This window comes from Vallitaleaceae bacterium 9-2, from assembly GCA_038396585.1.
GTDB lineage: Bacteria > Bacillota > Clostridia > Lachnospirales > Vallitaleaceae > UBA1351.
The window spans coordinates 1,067,093-1,084,725 of sequence record CP121691.1 but is presented as its reverse complement, the minus strand read 5'-3'; the positions used below and the strand labels follow the sequence as shown (position 1 = coordinate 1,084,725).

The 17,633-nt window shown below is 37.8% G+C and carries 14 protein-coding genes; all 14 read right to left on the bottom strand.

Annotated features, from left to right (window positions below):
* Position 1: 1 nt before the first annotated feature.
* On the bottom strand, positions 2–1,438 hold the full coding sequence (locus QBE53_05045; GenBank protein WZL82474.1) for an NAD(P)/FAD-dependent oxidoreductase: 1,437 nt from the start codon (positions 1,436–1,438) through the stop codon (positions 2–4).
* Positions 1,435–2,571 (bottom strand): A/G-specific adenine glycosylase, encoded by a 1,137-nt coding sequence (gene mutY / locus QBE53_05040; GenBank protein ID WZL82473.1) that lies wholly within the window; start codon positions 2,569–2,571, stop codon positions 1,435–1,437. The genes QBE53_05045 and mutY overlap by 4 nt, the downstream gene beginning before the upstream one ends.
* A 601-nt stretch (positions 2,572–3,172) precedes the next feature.
* Positions 3,173–3,442, bottom strand: coding sequence for a metal-sensing transcriptional repressor (locus QBE53_05035; protein ID WZL82472.1), 270 nt, complete (start codon positions 3,440–3,442; stop codon positions 3,173–3,175).
* 2 nt (positions 3,443–3,444) lie between these two features.
* On the bottom strand, positions 3,445–6,048 hold the full coding sequence (locus QBE53_05030) for a heavy metal translocating P-type ATPase (GenBank protein WZL82471.1): 2,604 nt from the start codon (positions 6,046–6,048) through the stop codon (positions 3,445–3,447).
* A gap of 117 nt (positions 6,049–6,165) precedes the next feature.
* A complete protein-coding gene (gene hslO, locus QBE53_05025) occupies positions 6,166–7,032 on the bottom strand; it encodes an Hsp33 family molecular chaperone HslO (protein ID WZL82470.1) in 867 nt (288 codons plus the stop codon).
* A 12-nt stretch (positions 7,033–7,044) separates the two neighbouring features.
* Positions 7,045–7,791 carry a class I SAM-dependent methyltransferase gene (locus QBE53_05020; GenBank protein WZL82469.1) on the bottom strand — a complete coding sequence of 249 codons (747 nt, stop codon included), beginning with the start codon at positions 7,789–7,791 and terminating at the stop codon, positions 7,045–7,047.
* Between the two features lie 4 nt (positions 7,792–7,795).
* Positions 7,796–8,980, bottom strand: coding sequence for an iron-containing alcohol dehydrogenase (locus QBE53_05015; protein WZL82468.1), 1,185 nt, complete (start codon positions 8,978–8,980; stop codon positions 7,796–7,798).
* The gene (locus QBE53_05010) at positions 8,973–9,377 is read right to left on the bottom strand and encodes a MerR family transcriptional regulator (protein WZL82467.1); all 405 of its coding nucleotides are present in this window, start codon (positions 9,375–9,377) and stop codon (positions 8,973–8,975) included. The genes QBE53_05015 and QBE53_05010 overlap by 8 nt, the downstream gene beginning before the upstream one ends.
* 75 nt (positions 9,378–9,452) lie before the next feature.
* The gene (locus tag QBE53_05005; protein WZL82466.1) at positions 9,453–10,094 is read right to left on the bottom strand and encodes a YkgJ family cysteine cluster protein; all 642 of its coding nucleotides are present in this window, start codon (positions 10,092–10,094) and stop codon (positions 9,453–9,455) included.
* A gap of 12 nt (positions 10,095–10,106) precedes the next feature.
* Positions 10,107–12,077, bottom strand: coding sequence for a thioredoxin domain-containing protein (locus QBE53_05000; GenBank protein ID WZL82465.1), 1,971 nt, complete (start codon positions 12,075–12,077; stop codon positions 10,107–10,109).
* Positions 12,078–12,095: 18 nt separating this feature from the next.
* The gene (locus tag QBE53_04995; GenBank protein ID WZL82464.1) at positions 12,096–14,192 is read right to left on the bottom strand and encodes a methyl-accepting chemotaxis protein; all 2,097 of its coding nucleotides are present in this window, start codon (positions 14,190–14,192) and stop codon (positions 12,096–12,098) included.
* Positions 14,193–14,240: 48 nt separating this feature from the next.
* On the bottom strand, positions 14,241–15,125 hold the full coding sequence (locus tag QBE53_04990; protein WZL82463.1) for a transporter substrate-binding domain-containing protein: 885 nt from the start codon (positions 15,123–15,125) through the stop codon (positions 14,241–14,243).
* Positions 15,118–16,491 (bottom strand): HD domain-containing protein, encoded by a 1,374-nt coding sequence (locus QBE53_04985; protein WZL82462.1) that lies wholly within the window; start codon positions 16,489–16,491, stop codon positions 15,118–15,120. The genes QBE53_04990 and QBE53_04985 overlap by 8 nt, the downstream gene beginning before the upstream one ends.
* Before the next feature lie 164 nt (positions 16,492–16,655).
* The gene (locus QBE53_04980; GenBank protein WZL82461.1) at positions 16,656–17,621 is read right to left on the bottom strand and encodes a hypothetical protein; all 966 of its coding nucleotides are present in this window, start codon (positions 17,619–17,621) and stop codon (positions 16,656–16,658) included.
* Positions 17,622–17,633 lie beyond the last annotated feature (12 nt).

Here is a 17,633-nt window from a genome sequence, read left to right as displayed (position 1 = left end):
GTTAATCCTCACTTTGATTTAATTTTTTCCAAAACATTCGGTCTTCTCTTGGAGGAAGCTCAAAGGATTCCTTGCCTCGAAGCGTTACCTGCTCTTGCTCAATACCATGATATTGAGCAATAATTTTTGCCACTTTTTGCCTGCAACGATGTCCTTGGCAAGACCCCATAGTGGCACGTGTTCGTCGTTTGACGCCATCTATATGGTCAATATATAATCCTCGACTAAGTGCATCGATAATCTCTTTTTTTGACACGTGTTCACACAAACAAATAATGTCCTCGTCCTGTTTTTGAATAATGGGCGGGCGATTCGGATTAAACGTCGGATCTTTTTCAAGAGCTAAGCCTGATTCTTCTAATGTTTTAGCAACAAATTGTGCAATCGCTGGTGCGGAAGTTAGTCCTGGCGATTCAATACCTGCAGCTTGTATAAATCCATCCACTTGACTACGTCCGACAATAAAGTCATGGGTTGAACTTGTTGCACGCAATCCGGCAAAAGATGTCAACATAAACCGCATATCAAAATCAGGAATTGACTTTCTAGCAGTATCCACAATATAAGTTAGCACCTCTTCATTCGTACCAATAGCATCACGCGTTGCAACTTCTTGAGCATTAGGTCCTAGCATCAAGTTCCCGTGAAATGTCCGTGTAACCAAAATTCCCTTGCCTTTTGCTGTGGGTGTCTGAAAAAGAACATGCTTTGCCAAATGCCCTTGCTTTTTATCCAATAAAATATATTCACCTTTGCGTGGAATAATTGTAAAATCAGTGATTCCAACCATCTGTGCAATACGGTCACTAAACACACCGGCTGCATTGATAATATAGTCGCCTTGATAAACGTCTTCCTTTGTTATCACATCAAATCGTGGTCTTGCTTGCGTTGATGGATTCAGGGTAATATCTGTTACCTCTGTATTCAAAAAAACATCCACACCATTTTCAATCGCATTGTCACAAAGAGCAATGGTCAATTCATAGGGTGATGTCACTCCTGATGAAGGACAATACAAGGCATACTTTACCTTTGTAGACACATGTGGTTCCATCGCAATAACCGCTTCATGGTCAAGAATCTGAAGATCATCGACTCCGTTTTTTTCTCCATTTTCCTTTAAGCGAAGCAGCGTCTCATACTCTTTATCATCATAAGCCAAAACTAAAGATCCACACTCTAAGTACCCAAAGTTCAGTTCTTCATTTAATTTTGCATACATGCGATTGCCTCGGCGAGAAAAATATCCTTTATTTGTTCCTGCTTTTGCATCAAAGCCTCCATGAACAATCCCACTATTGGCCTTAGATGCACCACAGCTCACATCATTTTCTTTTTCTAAAACCGCTACCTGTAATTGATAGCGGCTAAGCTCTCTTGCAATGGCACATCCAATCACTCCTGCGCCTACTATGATTACATCATATTTTTTCATATAAGCTCCTTTTTTTGAATGAACTCAACACACTTTTTAAAAGCCGTTGGCAATGAAATCTCTTCTATTGTCGTTTTGATGATTTCGGGTGATTCAATTTTATCTACATGATTCCAAAAAGCTTGGTCCTTGACAATGACCACATGCATATTCCAAATGATATGTGAAAAAACATGCTTAATAGGTCCGACGATGGTCATCGTACTTGGGTTTAACATTTGTCCAAAGTTCTCACTAAAAAAATCTTGTACGGTAGCTAATTCTATAATCTCCTTAGCTTTCATTGATTTTTTTTCTTTAATTACATGGGATAAATCGACTTCGACTATGGGCAAACTCCACATGGACGCAAGTAGTCCTTCGGATTGGCGCTTTACAAAAAGCACCTCCTGGTTGTCGTGAAACAAAAACACAGGCACGGTCATTTCCTTTTGCTTTTTCTTTTTTGGTTTGTTCGGCAGGAATTCTAAGGTACCTTGTTGATACCCATGACAAAATTGTTTTACTGGACATAGGTCACATCTAGGCTGTCGCGGTCGGCAATGCGTAGCTCCCAACTCAATCAACCCTTGATTAAACGCATAAGGATCTTTTGGCATCAATTCACAAACTGTCTCCTGCATATCTTTTAGTGTACTCGCCTTGGAGATATCTCTCGAATCATTTGTAAGTCTTGCCAACACACGTTTAACATTGCCATCAATTGCCGGTTCTTTTATATGGAATGCAAAGCTCAACAATGCGCCACATGTATACGGACCAATCCCAGGAAGTAACAGTAATTGTTCTTTTTGCTGTGGAATGCTTCCATCATACTTGCTACATACTTCCACCGCAAACTGACGCAAGCGAAATACACGTGAATAATATCCTAATCCTTCCCAAAGGCGATGCAATTGTTCATCCGATGCCTGAGCCAACGCTTCTAGTGTCGGAAGTTCTTCCAAAAACCGGAAGTAATATGCGATGACTGTATTCACTTGTGTTTGTTGCAACATGACTTCTGAGACCAGAATATGATAAGGATTATCTGTCTGTCTCCATGGAAGTATCCGCTGCTCTTTTTCAAACCACTCCACTAATTGTTTTGAAAATTTTTCATCTATTTTATAATTATTCTTTGACTTTTTCATATGATGATTATATCACATTTCCTACTTTTCGTCATACCAACATAAAAGAGACCAAGTTTCCTTGGTCTCTTTTATTACTGCATATATACTTGTACTACTTAATTGTTTACTTGTTCGGCCTTTCTCTTCGACCGTCAGTTACGTGATAATCAACCTCACAACACATGTGATTGCTTAGGTGCTAGTTGTGACCACTATAATATTTCATTATAATAATTACATGTCAAACATATCCACCTATTATCAACGACTTCTTTACGTCATTTGATAAACATATGTTGTTACACGCCCCTCGCAACGCATGGGGCCTTATTTTACTGCTCGTATAAATCCTACCATTTGGAGCTTTTCAATCATACCTATCACTCCTTTTGTCATCTAAATACTGTGTAAGCTTACGATTTATAAGTTTATAAGGTGATTCCGGATTCAACCTTTGTCTATATTATACACCGTGTTTATTGAAAATGCAAGTATATTATCAGATGTTTTTGCATTTTTCATTAAAATTGTCGGAATATTTGTAACTTATAAGCATATTGTAGTTTCAATTCAAAAATCTGAAAATACTATAATGGATTATGCTTTGATGTTCAAAGCCTTATTTTGTATCAATTAATCGCCCGATGACTTTAATGACCTCATCGACTTTTTCTTCTCCTGCATCTTCTTCAAAGGCTTCTTTTACACAGTGATTAATATGTTGCTTAAGGATTTCCAGGTTTGCACGTTTAAGCAGACCATTCACCGCCAAAATCTGATTAGCGATATCAATGCAATAGCGGTCATCTTCAATCATCGTAATGACGCTATCTACCTGCCCTCGAGCTGTTTTTAATATTTTCATTGCTTTTTTACGTTCTTCATTCATACCTATATACCTGAAATACTTGTTACCGTATAGCCAGCTTCTGCAACAGCTTCGGACAACACGCTTTCTTCAACACCGGACTCCACATTAACAACAGCGGTTTTTGTCTCTAAGTCGATCATAACACTAGATACCCCATTAACTGCCTTTAACGCTTCTTCAACACGTCCTACACAATGCATGCAGGTCATTCCTTCAATCATTAATTTTTTCATAATCATCGTCCTTTCTTGTTGCACTTTATTTGTATTTACTTCATTTGTATTCACTGCATTTGTCTGGTTTTCACTTGTTGGTTTATTCTTTACTTGTTGTGTTCTTACGCCTTTCGATCCAGCATTTGAAAATGTTGGTTTAAAACGTTTTAAACGTAAGGCATTGGTTACAACAGACACAGAACTAAAGCTCATTGCTGCTGCTGCAAACATTGGATTTAGACGAATGCCTAAACTCGTATATAATAAACCTGCTGCAATAGGAATACCGACCACGTTGTAGAAAAATGCCCAGAATAGATTTTGCTTAATATTGCGAATGGTTGCTTTACTTAGCTCTATGGCTGTAAGTACATCGGAAAGATGGTCTTTCATTAATACTACATCTGCCGACTCAATAGCAACATCAGTTCCACTACCAATGGCTAAGCCGACATCTGCTTTGGTTAATGCAACTGCATCATTAATACCGTCACCGACCATGGCAACAGATTTACCTTGTGCCTTAATCTGATCTATAATGTCAGCTTTACCATCTGGCAATACTTCAGCATATACTTGGTCAATGCCTACTTTTTTGGCAATCGCATGTGCTGTTTTTTTATGATCACCTGTGAGCATAATAGCTTCAATACCAAGTTGTTTAATCTTTTCAATAACTTCCGGTGCTTCTTCTTTAATGACATCTTCAACAACAATATAAGCTGCAATTTTGCCTTGGATTGCCATTAATAGAGGTGTCTTGCCTTCTTCTGCTATACTGCCTAGCTCATCTTTTACCTCTGCTAAACCTATGTTATGATCATTCATCAGTTTTTTATTTCCAACTAATATCTCTTGACCATTAATTTTCGCTTTTACTCCATGTCCTGGAATCGTATCATATTCTTGTGTCTCTAGCAATTGAACTTGATGTTCTTGTCCATAATGATTGATTGCCTGTGCATATGGATGCTCCGACCTAGATTCTATACTAACAAGATATTCCAGTGTCGTTTTTTCTGAAACCTTGGAATCGACATAGCGGATTTGTGTTACGTGTGGTTCTCCACGTGTCAGTGTTCCTGTTTTGTCAAAAACAATGGCTTCAATCTTATGTAGTTGCTCTAAGGCTTCTCCACCCTTAATCAGCGTTCCATAGGAAGCACCTTTACCTGTTCCAACCATAATAGCCGTTGGTGTCGCCAACCCAAGAGCACATGGGCAAGATATGACTAAAACTGATACTGCCATGACAAACGCAAATTCAAGTCCATATCCCAGCGCCATCCACACGATAAATGTGACAAGGGATATCCCAAGAACTACAGGAACAAAATACCCACTAATAGTATCTGCCAATTTTGCGATAGGCGCTTTGGTACTTTGAGCATCTTCAACTAATTTTATAATCCCAAACAAAGCGGTTTCTTCACGAAGCTTTGTCACTTTGATTTTTCCAAACCCTGTTTGACAATATGTTCCTGCAAATATTGTCGCTGCCTCTTCTTTTTGAATAGGTAGACTTTCGCCTGTTAGCATGGATTCATCCATAAGTAAGCGTCCTTCAACCAAATCCCCATCAAGAGGAACTTTATTTCCAGCTTTTATGATTAAAATATCGCCATGTACGATCTCCTTAACAGGTACCATAAATTGTTCGCCATTACGTTCAACTAAGCCAACTTCCGGTGCCAATTCCATCAAGGCTTCAATGGCTTTTAGTGTCTTGCCTTTTGCTCGAATCTCAAAAAACTTACCAAGTGTAATGAGTGTCAAGATAACCACAACTGATTCAAAATACAAATCATGGGAAAATTGATGTACCCTATCCATGTCATTATAGGAAAATCCATATGCTACTTGAAAAACAACATATAATCCATAGATAAACCCAGCCGTCGTACCTACTGCAATCAAAGAATCCATATTCGGCGCTTTTTTATAAAGGGTCTTAAATCCTACAATATAAAACTCCTGATTCAAAATCATCACCGGAATCGTCAACAACATCTGTACTAATGCCATAATTAATAGGTTTTGCATCCCGGATAAAAACGATGGGATAGGCAGCCCTACCATCGGTCCCATTGCTATATAAAACACGGGAACTGTAAAAATCAGCGAACCGATTAAGCGCCTCTTCATATCGCGTAGATGTTCTTCAACAGGAGATTCAAGTCCACTATGCTGAGTATTTGCCTGATCTAACTTCAATCGGTACCCAATATCTTTAACCTGATCTGCTAAAAGTGCTTCATCGACTTTATCTTCATCAAATTCAACAACCATGCGTTCATTTGCATAGTTGACATTGACCTTATCGATTCCATCAACTTTGGATAACTTTTTTTCGATGGCGAGCGCACATGCTGTACACGTCATCCCATCGACTTCATAATTTTTTTTCATTTCGCACCACCTTCCACCCCCCTATGGGGGGTACGGTTTTATACTACAACAAATGAGAACCTTTGTCAAGTAGCTTTTGGAAATAAAAAAATCCTCATTATCTGAGGATTTAATATCTTATATATGCATGTTTTTTAGTTGCTCAATATCAAAGCGATATTTTTTATCACAAAAGTGGCACGCCATTTCAATTGGCTCTCCATCTTGAATGATGGAATCCATCTCTTCTTTTCCAATACTAATCAGCGCTTTTTCAACACGTTCTCGGCTACAATTGCAGTAATACTTTGGATGGGAAGTGTCATTAATTCGAATCTCAAACCCTTCCAAAACTTTCTCTAACATGCCTTTTTCATCTAGACCATTTTCATACATTGTTGTCACACTTGGTAAGTTTTGAATATTTTTTTCTAGCTGGGTAATTGTTGCTTCACTGGCTTGAGGAAGCAATTGAACTATAAAGCCTCCGCTTTGTCTGATTGAATAGTTCGTATCAACCAATACGCCTAACGCAACTACTGATGGCGTTTGTTCTGAGCTTGCAAAATAATAGGTGATATCTTCTGCAATCTCACCTGAGACTAGCTCTACTTGTCCCACATAAGGTTCTTTCATTCCTAGATCCTTAATTACGGTTAATGTCCCCGGTCCGATAGCTCCGGATACATCCAGTTTTCCGTTAGGCTTTAAAGGCAAATCAACTAATGCATTATTGACATATCCTTTGACCTGTCCCGTTCCATTAGCTGTAACGAGCACGCCCCCAATTGGACCTTCACCACGAATATTCAAAGTCAATAACTCTTTTTCACTTTTTAACATTGATCCCATCATCACCCCAGCTGTCAATAAGCGCCCAAGGGCTGCACTAGCAACAGGGGATGTCTGATGATATGTTCTGGCAATATTAACAAGTTCTTTCGTATTGGCTGCAAAAGCACGTATCTCACCATTTGTTGTTGTAGCTCTTAATAATTTATCCATATATTCTCTTTCCTATTTTTTGACTATAAATGTTAATCGCTCTGTGTTTTCTTGCGGTAGTTTCCAACTATAATTATCATAAACCGCCTGCAATGTCAAGCCAGCCTCTAAAATTAAAGCTTCAAGTGTCGCTTGCCCATAGGCATATTCATTATGATATTCATCAAAACGTACATAGTTTTCCTCATCGTCCCGAACAAAAAAACTAATATCATAGGTGTTGGATTTCTTCTTTTTGTCGTATGTGTTTTCCCAAATGTAGGCTACATCATCATCGCGATAGGTAAATGTCTGATTTCCATACACCTTCTCAAAAACGTATTCCGTATTGACATCAAAGATAAAGATACCACCTTCATTCAAATAATTCTTAACCAGCAAAAAAACATCCAATATTTTTTCTTTTGAAGACAAGTAATTCAAGCTATCACAAGCGGCTATCACGCCATCAACCGTTCCATATAGTTCAAATTCCGTTATGTCTTGTAATAAAAACAAAGGATTGACTCCAGCCTCTTCGGCTTTTTGACGACTGATCATCAACATGTTTTCTGATAAATCAATCCCAATCATATCATATCCGGACTGGGCCAGGGGAATTGTTACATTCCCTGTGCCACAGCCAAGATCAGCTACTAATTGTATATTTGTCTCCGATTGATCAAAAACACTTTTTATAAATGCTATCCATTGTTCATAGGGAACCTCTGACATTAGTTCATCATAAACAAATGCAAAATCTTCATACTGTTTTTTCATATAATTACCATTTTTTCGGCATTGCACATAATTTATAAATTTCATGAATATCATGAGAATTTAAAGCTTTAAAATGCCCAAGTGTTCTTGTGTCGTTATTTGTTGCTTTTTTTGCCATTTCACTATAACGATCATCGGTTATATTTTCATCTTCCAAACGAATTGGCAATCCCATTTTTACATAGAAATCTTCAAGTGCCTTTATCGCTTTCACTATACTGGCATCTGAATCATCAAACTGAGGCTCAATGCCAAAGACACGATATGCAAATTGTTCAAATCGTGGCTTGTTCTCTTTGTATACATACTTCATCCATGCAGGGAAAACAATACTTAACCCAGCACCATGAGCAATATCATAAATTCCACTAAGTTCATGTTCAATATCATGAGACGCCCAGTCCGTCTCCCGACCTAGATCTAAGGAATCATTATGTGCGACAGTCCCTGCCAACATAATCTCTGCTCTTGCCGCATAATCTGTTGGATTTTCAAGAACTTTAGGTCCTTCTTCTATAATAGTACGCATCGTCGCTTCGCACAGCCGATCCGTTAAGTCCACATTTGTCGTATTTGTAAAATACCGTTCCATCGTATGGGCAAGCATATCTGAGACGCCACATGCTGTTTGATAATCCGGTAATGTATAGGTTAATTCCGGATTTAAAAGTGCAAACGTCGGACGCATCAACGGATGACCTAATGGTCGTTTTAACCATCCCTCTTCATTAGTAATAACCGCTCCCATACTTGTCTCACTTCCGGCTGCAGGTATCGTTAAGACAACGCCTAAGCCTAGAGCATCTGTCACATTTGCCTCACCGACAAAACACTCCCAAATATCCCCTTCATATTTTGCTCCAACCGCAATGGTTTTTGCCGAATCAATAACACTTCCGCCACCAACAGCTAAAATAAAATCAACTTGCTGTTCTTTACACAGTCGAATACCTTCTTGAACAAGAGATAATCTAGGATTGGCTTGAACATTGCCTAATTCAATATAATCAACATTATTCTCCTCTAAACTTTTTATAATCCGATCATACAATCCTGTTCTTTTTATACTTCCACCACCATAATGTAAAAGTACTTTTGAACCATGTTTGGCAGTATAGATGCCCGTTTGGTCTTCAACGTTTTTTCCAAAAACAAGTTCTGTCGAGTTTTTAAACACAAAATTATTCATGGGATAATGTCTTCCTTTCTTCCTTTGAATTTAGATACTCCTTGTTAATCGATTCATAATATGCTATCTTGTTGTTAATATTGTTCAGGTACCATTTAGTCTCTCTTAGTTGATCTTCAATGAGTTTTTTATGTTCATATAAAATCTCCATCCGATCAGGTATTGTCTCTTCTCCGCCTTTGTACAATTTTACAAAACTTTTCATCTCTCGTATAGACATTCCGGTGTTGCGCAGGCATAAGATAAACTGTATCCATTCGATATCTTTTTTTCGATATACTCGGTGCCCTTGTTCATCGCGCTGAAGAAAAGGAATCAACCCCTCCGATTCATAGTACCTTAATGTATGTGGTGTCAGCTCAACCTTTATTGCAGCCTCTTTAATACTTAGCATCATTATGTATCCTCTCCTTATTCGTTACTCTATCATCTTATCCCTTATAGTATACTCGAAGTCAAGCCTTTCTTCAAGTTAACCTAAACGCTCATAAAACTGTTCATAAAAGCTTCGCTCATTATCATAGGGCGTCTTAAAAAATCTATGTAGCACCAACTGATTCATTGCTTCAATCTGCTTTTTATCCTGCACTTGTTCCATATATGCCTGAGTGTTTTTCTTAAATCGTCTCCATGCCATGATAAAATCGTCATAGGCTTTTCCGTCGGGATTATTTATCCATTTTTTCACTTTTATTTTCGACCGATTGGGTTTTACACATTCGTGTACTTGCAATATATAGCTAAATTGGTCTTCATGATAATATCGCCCAAGGGGAAACAAGCGACATACGCTTGGACGATATACATGTATTGTACACCGTCCATTTTCATCAAGAAAAATACAACGCTCGTTTTTCCCTTCCACTTTTAAGTTTGGTAACATCAGCATATCTTCACGATGCCAACTTAGCTTGCTTTGATTTAATTCATCGAAGGAACATGCTAAGCCTTGGGTCAAGCGATACACATCATATGGATCTAAGGTTATAGATTCTCCCATTCCCGTGCAGCACACGTGACAACCTTGACAGCCTCCTGTATCTGCACGCACCATATCGTTAATGGTATATATTTTACCATCGGTTATTTCCTCTAAGCTAACGTTTCTTTTCATTCTCAATATCTCCTAAATCAACACATTGCTAGGTTCTTTACAGACAAAACCTTCACAACGATAATATGTTGTTTTTCCATTAATAATCGGATATATTTCGGGATTATCCACAAGACAAACCACGTCATAATCCATCATTTTATCTCCGATTTTTTGATATAACTCCTGCCAATTATCTTCTTTTGTAATAGCAATTTTCAAAAGACGACTTCCGCGTTCTTCTTGAAGTAATGGAAGCAGTCCGTAGGAACAATACCCCGGTACTTTTTTTAAATAGTGTCCATAGGCCTCTAGTAATTGTCGAAACATCTGTTCATAGCGTTTGTCTTGGGTAAGCACATATAAGCGATATAAATTATGTCCCATAACGCTGTTACCTGATGGAGTCGCCGTATCCAAAAACTGTTTTTGTCGTATGGTCACTTCTTGATTGTCACGCGTTGCTAAGAAAAAACCTCCTTGATTATCATCCCAAAATAGCTCGAGCGCTTCTTCCATCATTGCTTTGGCTTCCACTAAATATGCTGGTTCAAACATAGTCATATATAACTCAATAAGACCATCAATGTAATAAGCATAGTCATCAACAAACACATGCTTCCCCTGTTGTTTACTTGTTATATGACTAACAAGCCTATCTTGCTTTCTTAAGTCCCATACCACAAAATCTTTGGCTTCTTTTGCCAATGTTAAGATTTGCGGGTCTCCATAAAGTCTTGCCATATGCGAAAGCACAGATATAGCAAGACCATTTTGCCATGTTAAGATCTTATAGTCAAGTGCCGGATGCTTGCGTTTTTCTCTATATGTAAGCAGGCGTTCTAAAGCCTTTTCCCATTGGTTAAAATGCTCCTGGGTTAATTGTTCCATCCTAATGTGTAAGTGATTCTTTCCTTCAAAGTTACCTTCCTGGGTCATCTGATATGCCTTGACAAAGCCATCGCCCTCTTTTCCAAGAACGGACTGGACTTCATCAATGCTAAAGGTATAAAATCCGCCTTCAACGCCTTGTGTATCCGCATCAAGCGCTGTATAAAACCCACCTTTTAAACTCAAAAGTTCTCGACGTAAAAAACTAACGATTCGATAGGCTATCGTTTTATAGACTGGATTCTTATATTGTGCATAAGCAACATTATAGCTTTTTAAAAGCAACAAATTATCATACAGCATCTTCTCAAAATGAGGAATCTCCCAGCGTTCATCAACGCTATACCTTGCAAACCCTCCACCTACATGGTCATGTAGCCCACCTGCAGCCATGCCAATAAGGGTCGTATTAACCATATGTTGTAGCTGCACATCTGAATGTTCCAGGTCATATCCCATCAAATATAATAATTGATGGGGTGCTGGAAATTTAGGTGCTTGGCTAAACCCTCCATACGGTGGGTCAAATCGCTTCATAATCGCTTGGGCGCTTTCTTGGCAAATATTGCCCTCTATCGGAAGCGGCTCAACAGCTTCTAGTCGCTGCATCTGCTCAATAAATTCTGTGCCACTTTTTTCTATTGCTTCTGGTCCCTCTTCCCATTTGTTGACAATATGTTCAAGCACCGTCATAAATCCAGGTTTAGCGACATGATCTTGAGGCGGAAAATATGTTCCTCCATAAATCGGCGTCAACGATGGCGTTAGCCAAACATGTAATGGCCAACCGCCTTGTCCGGCGATTTGATTGACAATAGTCATATACTGATGATCAAGGTCTGGTCGTTCCTCTCGGTCAATTTTTATGCTAATAAAGTATTGATTAAGATATGCTGCTACCGCTTTATTTTTAAAAGCTTCTTCTTCCATAACATGACACCAATGGCAAGCATGATATCCAATGCTTAAAAAAATCACTTTATTTTCTCTACGCGCTTTTTCTAATGCTTCTTCACCCCAGGGATACCAATTGACTGGGTTGTTGGCATGCGCGAGTAAATATGGCGATGTTTCATTTTTAAGTTGATTATACGTTGTATTTTGCTCTGTCATATGCGTAACTCCTTTTTTTTATTGTACCTTAAACACATCAATATGCTCTTTAAGCTTTAGTGACAATACATTGAGTTTTTCTGCACTCGTTGCAACCTCTTCTACTGCTTTGGTTTGTTCATTCATTGATGCATTTACCTCTTGTGTTGCCGCTGCCGTCTCTTCTGACACAGCAGATATATTATTCGATGAACGAATCAGTTCGTCTTTACTTGCGTACAAAGCATTCAACTCAGATATAACCATATCAATATCTTGGGTAATTCTATTCACTGATGCATAAATCGTTGCAAAGGACCCACTGACTTCACCAACGGCTTGATTTTGCTCATTGGTTATAATATTTAATTTTTCCATAACCAACACCGTGTCCGTACTTTCTTTTTGGATTGCACTGACGATGGTGCTAATTTTATCTGTTGCAGCACTGGAACTTTCAGCTAACTTTCGTATTTCTTCCGCGACGACAGCAAATCCCCGTCCAGCTTCTCCTGCCCTTGCCGCTTCAATCGATGCATTCAAAGCCAATAGATTGGTTTGATCTGCAATCGTAGATATGGCATTAATAATATCTGTTACTTCTTGAATTCTTTTTTCTAAACTTCCAACGCTTTTCACAACATTCGCATTGGACGCTTCTACAATTTTAGATTTATCTTTTAATATGCCCAGGGTGCTAAGGCCTGTTTCATTTACACTGATGACTTCTGTTGCATTTTTTCCCATCATCTTGCTTTTCTCAATCAAAATATCAAATTTTTTGTCGATGATTCCTGCTATTGTTGCACCACTCTCTGCTTCTGCTGCTGTTTCATTTGTTCCTTTTGCTATCTCATCAATGGTCGTTGCGACTTCTTCAACCGTTGCATTCGTTTCTTCTGACATCGCAGCCAAATCCGTTGCAGTAAAAATCATTTGCTCTCCAACATTTTTTGCCTCTTTAATCAGTGTCTTAATCTCCCCACTCATTTTGTTAAGAGCTGATGCGAGTAATGACGTCTCATCATTGCTTTTGAGTTGAACTTGAACTGTTAAGTCACCTTCACTGATTTTTTCTGTCGCCTCAACAATGGTATAGATAGGTTTGCTGATAGTTCTGCCAATAAAAAATGCAACGGCAATCGCAATACTTAATCCAATCAAGGCAATTATAATTAAAAACATGATAATATTACGAAAGACAGCCGTCATCTCACTTTCAGGAATACTTGAGCCTAATATCCAGCCATTGGAAAGGTGACCATAAGCTGAAAACATCTTATTACCTGATGCATCGACTGTGTTTAAAATCCCTGTCGGTGATTGTTTCATCGCATTCAAAAATTCTTGGCCATTATCTAAATCAAGTAGACTTTGCGCCTTTCCATCAACCCATCCATGATCCTTGTGGACAATCAAATCTCCATTTTCATGAATCAAATAAATATAGCCACTTTCAAATAAAACCAATTCATTGATTTGCTCTTGTATATCACCTAAATATAAATCCATGCCGACCATGCCAACCACTTCACCATCAACTTCTAATGGCATAACATAAGACGTGATGGGTGCTCCTGCTGTAGACATATAGGGCTCAGTCCATATTGCATTACCCTTAATGGGCTCATGATACCATGCATGATATCCATCCACATAAAATTCTGCGCCTCCCATAGAAGCCTGCTGAACAAACCCGTTACCATCGTTCGCATCATTATACCACATATCTATTTCTCTCCCAAAGCGTTCATAATCGAAATAAATATATATGCTTCGTGTGATATCAAGGTTCTCGTCAAAATTACCTACCATCTTGGTAATTTCTTCATTGAATTGTTTTTCATAATTTATATCATTTTTAAGTTTTTGAACATCAACCATAGTCGCTAATTCGGATTCAAGGACTTTTGTCGCAATCTCAATCTCGCTAAAGACATGATGCACTTGATTTAGATGTCCGTTTAATTGCTCCATTGCATATTGCTTGGTTTGTTCTCCTACATTTTTATCGACTATAAGACCTACCATAATACCAATAGCCGATACAATAACTAAATTCGCTACAATGATTGCTAATGTGATTTTTAATGAAATGCTAAACGATACCTTTGATTTTTTACGGTTTTTATTCATGGCATTCCCTCCAATACATGTTCACAAAAATTGAACCTACGGTTAACGTTAAAACTCATCTTGAAACTTCTTATATAAGTCATCATATTGTCCATTATTTTGTATAATCTGCATGCCTTCATCAAAAGCTTGTATAAACCACTTAGCTTGGGGATTTTCTTTGTCCATCATGACTTTATAATAATCATAATGCACGGGCCACTCATAATCTAATACCCCAATATCTTTTGCTTGTTCTGGTAAGTTTTCTTCCACTATGTATTCTCCAACATAATAATCGGATACAACAATATCCAACCTTCCCGCTGCAAGTTCATGAAAAAGATATACCTGATCATATGCTGTCTCTGTTTTCAAGTTGTAATTTGAAATTATCGGCAAATAATAAAAATTACTCATCACGCCTATACGATATGTACTCAATTGCTGCATATTATCAATATGCACCCCCTCCAACTCACGTATCTGACGATTATAAAAAAGTACCGTAAAGTCATCCATTGTATCCATAATACTGGATGAAAATATATATCTGCTTTTACGCTCTTTGGTTTCAATATAAGGGAAGGTTCCAAATGCTCTGCCCGTTTGAACCATTTCTAGGCACCTTTCCCAAGGATATCTTTCGATTACGTAATCAACTTCTGCTGCCAAAAGCGCCGCTTCTACAACTTCTTCCACAAAGCTAAAGCGGTCTGGGTCATTATAGATATATGGTTCATAATTGTTGGTCACTAAAATAATAGGTTCTGTCTGGAGATTTTCTATATTAAACACCGTTTCATATTCGCTCATGAGTGTTATCTCTTCAGATGTTGTTTGAAGCCTTTGAAAATCCTTAAAATAAATCGGTAGAAAAAACGCCAAAAATAAAGCTAACAGTACATAGCGAAAATACATCGGAATATAAGGAGCCTTGTTATTTTTATTCATAAGCTTCACCTTCTAAGACGATGATTTTGAGAAGAATCTCGGCAATCTCTTCATCAAATTGTTTACCTTTTCCGTTTAGAATTTCACGCATTGCTTCTTCTATTGATAGTGCTTGTTTTCTATATGGGCGACTACTTGTCATAGCATCAAACGCATCTACTATTCCTATTATCCTTGCTTCAAGAGATGTTTCTGTAGCTTTTAGCTCACACGAATAACCTTTTCCATCCCAGCGTTCATGATGTTGAAGTACAATTTTAGCCGCTTTTTTTAATGACGAGATATCACAAAGAATATCATACCCGATTCTAGGATGCTGCTTGATGTAATTGTACTCCTCTCTCGTCAGCTTTCCTTCTTTATTTAAGACCTCCGATGATATACCAATTTTCCCGATATCATGTAGGGTAGCCGCTAAGTGTAATGTCTCTAAATCCTGTTCCTCTAGCTTAAGATGGCGTCCAATCTCTACAGATAGACTTGCAACTCTCTCACAATGTCCTGCTGTATAATGATCTTTGGCCTCTATCGCTTTCGCAAGGGCTTTTACGGTCTCAAAATACGCCAGCCGATTCATCTCAATTGATGCTTCAAGCTGTTGGCTGTATGCTTTGGTCTGACCATAAAGGGCTTCTATTTCCATATTGGCATTTACGAGCTTTTCATTTTGAAGGCGTATTTTGTTCATGTTATGTAAGATTTGTTTTTTTTGTATATTAAGCTTGCCTTGCATATTGTTAATCGTTGTCCCAAGAGCACCTATTTCATTATCACCAATTTCCGTAATAAAATGTTCAAAATCTCCTTCTGCAATACGTTTAGCCGCTTGATTAATTCTGGATAAAGGTTGAAGCTCTCTTGTCGTTAAAAATCGAATCATAAAGAGTATAATGATAATCTGAAAGGCTAATAGAAGCATGTTTTTCGATACCGTTTTTTGGAAGAATTTCACTTCGTAATAGTCGGTTATCGATATCTTGACACTTGCTAAGATTTCTCCATTATAAAAGATATCAACTTCATCCGTATATGTCATATATTCTTCATAGGATTTGTCACTTTTAGTTGCACTATAGATAGGTTGATAATCTAAGTCAAACAATTCTATAGATACAACCTCCGACTTTCTGGCAAAACTTTTTATAATACCTTCCATCGCAGGATAATCAATTCTCCATACCGGGAGTGTAAGACTTGACGATGCGGTATCAAGAATATATCCGAGTTTTGCACTCATCCTCTCTTCAATGTCCTTTTTTTCTCCAAAGTAGTTTAATGTGCTAAAGGCAATCGAGACCAAAAACACCGCAACGGATACATGAAATGCGAGTCTACTGACAATAGATTTAAACTTAAACCTTTTCATATTTATCTCCTTTGGAGTCTTTTTTACATTACATGTGCTTAATTTATATTTTACTCCAAATCATTGCTAGCGTCAAAAAATAATGCATCAAAAAAGGATGGGTACAAGCACAACCAATCAAGTACATCCATCCTCTACTTATGAACCTTTATTCCATTATAAAACTAATTTTTCTTACGTTTTTTTACTAAATACAAAGCTAAAACTAAAACTGCACATCCCCCTGCTACACTCCCAAAAACAATCTTCCATACATTGCTTTTTTGCGTGGCTTTTTCTCGTTGATAGTCAATGACAATGCTACGAAAGCTACTAACACCTGCTTCACTTTTTGCAAAAAGAGTAATTCGGTTCTTACCTTCATTCAACTCTATATCATATTCAAATTCACCATTGTTATCAAGTATAACCTCGCGCTGGTTAATCATAAGATACGATCCATTCTCAACCTTTCCCTGAATACTGGCTCGTTCTGTCTCTTGATTAATCACATACGTTTCATCATAAATTTGAATGCTTGGCGGAACCGTATTATAAAACACTTCACCACTCACACCATAAATAATATGCTCTTGTCCTTCAAAAAAAACTTCATAGCGATTATTACCTGATTCTAAATCAATCGCAATCGTACCTTCCCCATAGATTACCTGTTGTTGTCTATTATCATTAACTTCAATATATAGAGTCGATTCTTCCAGCGAATAATAGGCTAAGTTAAGTTGAGGAGACTTTTTTTCACTTACTTGATTACCTCGTAAGAACTCTCCATCCATAAGCTCTATGTCTTTTTCCTGAAGCAACCGTTCCTCTTCACCCGTCTGATAATATAGCTGTATGTTCAACTTTTTTGTTTGTTCAGGATAAGAAAACACAATGGATTTCCCCTGTACTTTGTCACTATATAAGGGTTCATCCAGATGATTATCTGCCACAACGACTAATTCGAAGTCTCCACCTTCCAAATCGGACCAGGCATCTTCCCAATATATTGAAGCCATAAATTGTGAAGAATCAATATACGTATAAAGTACATTCTCGCTTTTGTCTTTAATGACAGACCCTTGGCTTTGATAAGAAAATGAAATCATAATAAGTACACTCATGACTGTAAAAAATATTTTTTTCATGGCATCTTCTCT

Excerpts from the sequence above, each read along its gene's own strand:
- QBE53_05045 (WZL82474.1), bottom strand. The coding sequence starts at position 1,438 with ATGAAAAAATATGATGTAATCATAGTAGGCGCAGGAGTGATTGGATGT.
- mutY (WZL82473.1), bottom strand. The coding sequence starts at position 2,571 with ATGAAAAAGTCAAAGAATAATTATAAAATAGATGAAAAATTTTCAAAA.
- QBE53_05035 (WZL82472.1), bottom strand. The coding sequence starts at position 3,442 with ATGAATGAAGAACGTAAAAAAGCAATGAAAATATTAAAAACAGCTCGA.
- QBE53_05030 (WZL82471.1), bottom strand. The coding sequence starts at position 6,048 with ATGAAAAAAAATTATGAAGTCGATGGGATGACGTGTACAGCATGTGCG.
- hslO (WZL82470.1), bottom strand. The coding sequence starts at position 7,032 with ATGGATAAATTATTAAGAGCTACAACAACAAATGGTGAGATACGTGCT.
- QBE53_05020 (WZL82469.1), bottom strand. The coding sequence starts at position 7,791 with ATGAAAAAACAGTATGAAGATTTTGCATTTGTTTATGATGAACTAATG.
- QBE53_05015 (WZL82468.1), bottom strand. The coding sequence starts at position 8,980 with ATGAATAATTTTGTGTTTAAAAACTCGACAGAACTTGTTTTTGGAAAA.
- QBE53_05010 (WZL82467.1), bottom strand. The coding sequence starts at position 9,377 with ATGATGCTAAGTATTAAAGAGGCTGCAATAAAGGTTGAGCTGACACCA.
- QBE53_05005 (WZL82466.1), bottom strand. The coding sequence starts at position 10,094 with ATGAAAAGAAACGTTAGCTTAGAGGAAATAACCGATGGTAAAATATAT.
- QBE53_05000 (WZL82465.1), bottom strand. The coding sequence starts at position 12,077 with ATGACAGAGCAAAATACAACGTATAATCAACTTAAAAATGAAACATCG.
- QBE53_04995 (WZL82464.1), bottom strand. The coding sequence starts at position 14,192 with ATGAATAAAAACCGTAAAAAATCAAAGGTATCGTTTAGCATTTCATTA.
- QBE53_04990 (WZL82463.1), bottom strand. The coding sequence starts at position 15,125 with ATGAATAAAAATAACAAGGCTCCTTATATTCCGATGTATTTTCGCTAT.
- QBE53_04985 (WZL82462.1), bottom strand. The coding sequence starts at position 16,491 with ATGAAAAGGTTTAAGTTTAAATCTATTGTCAGTAGACTCGCATTTCAT.
- QBE53_04980 (WZL82461.1), bottom strand. The coding sequence starts at position 17,621 with ATGAAAAAAATATTTTTTACAGTCATGAGTGTACTTATTATGATTTCA.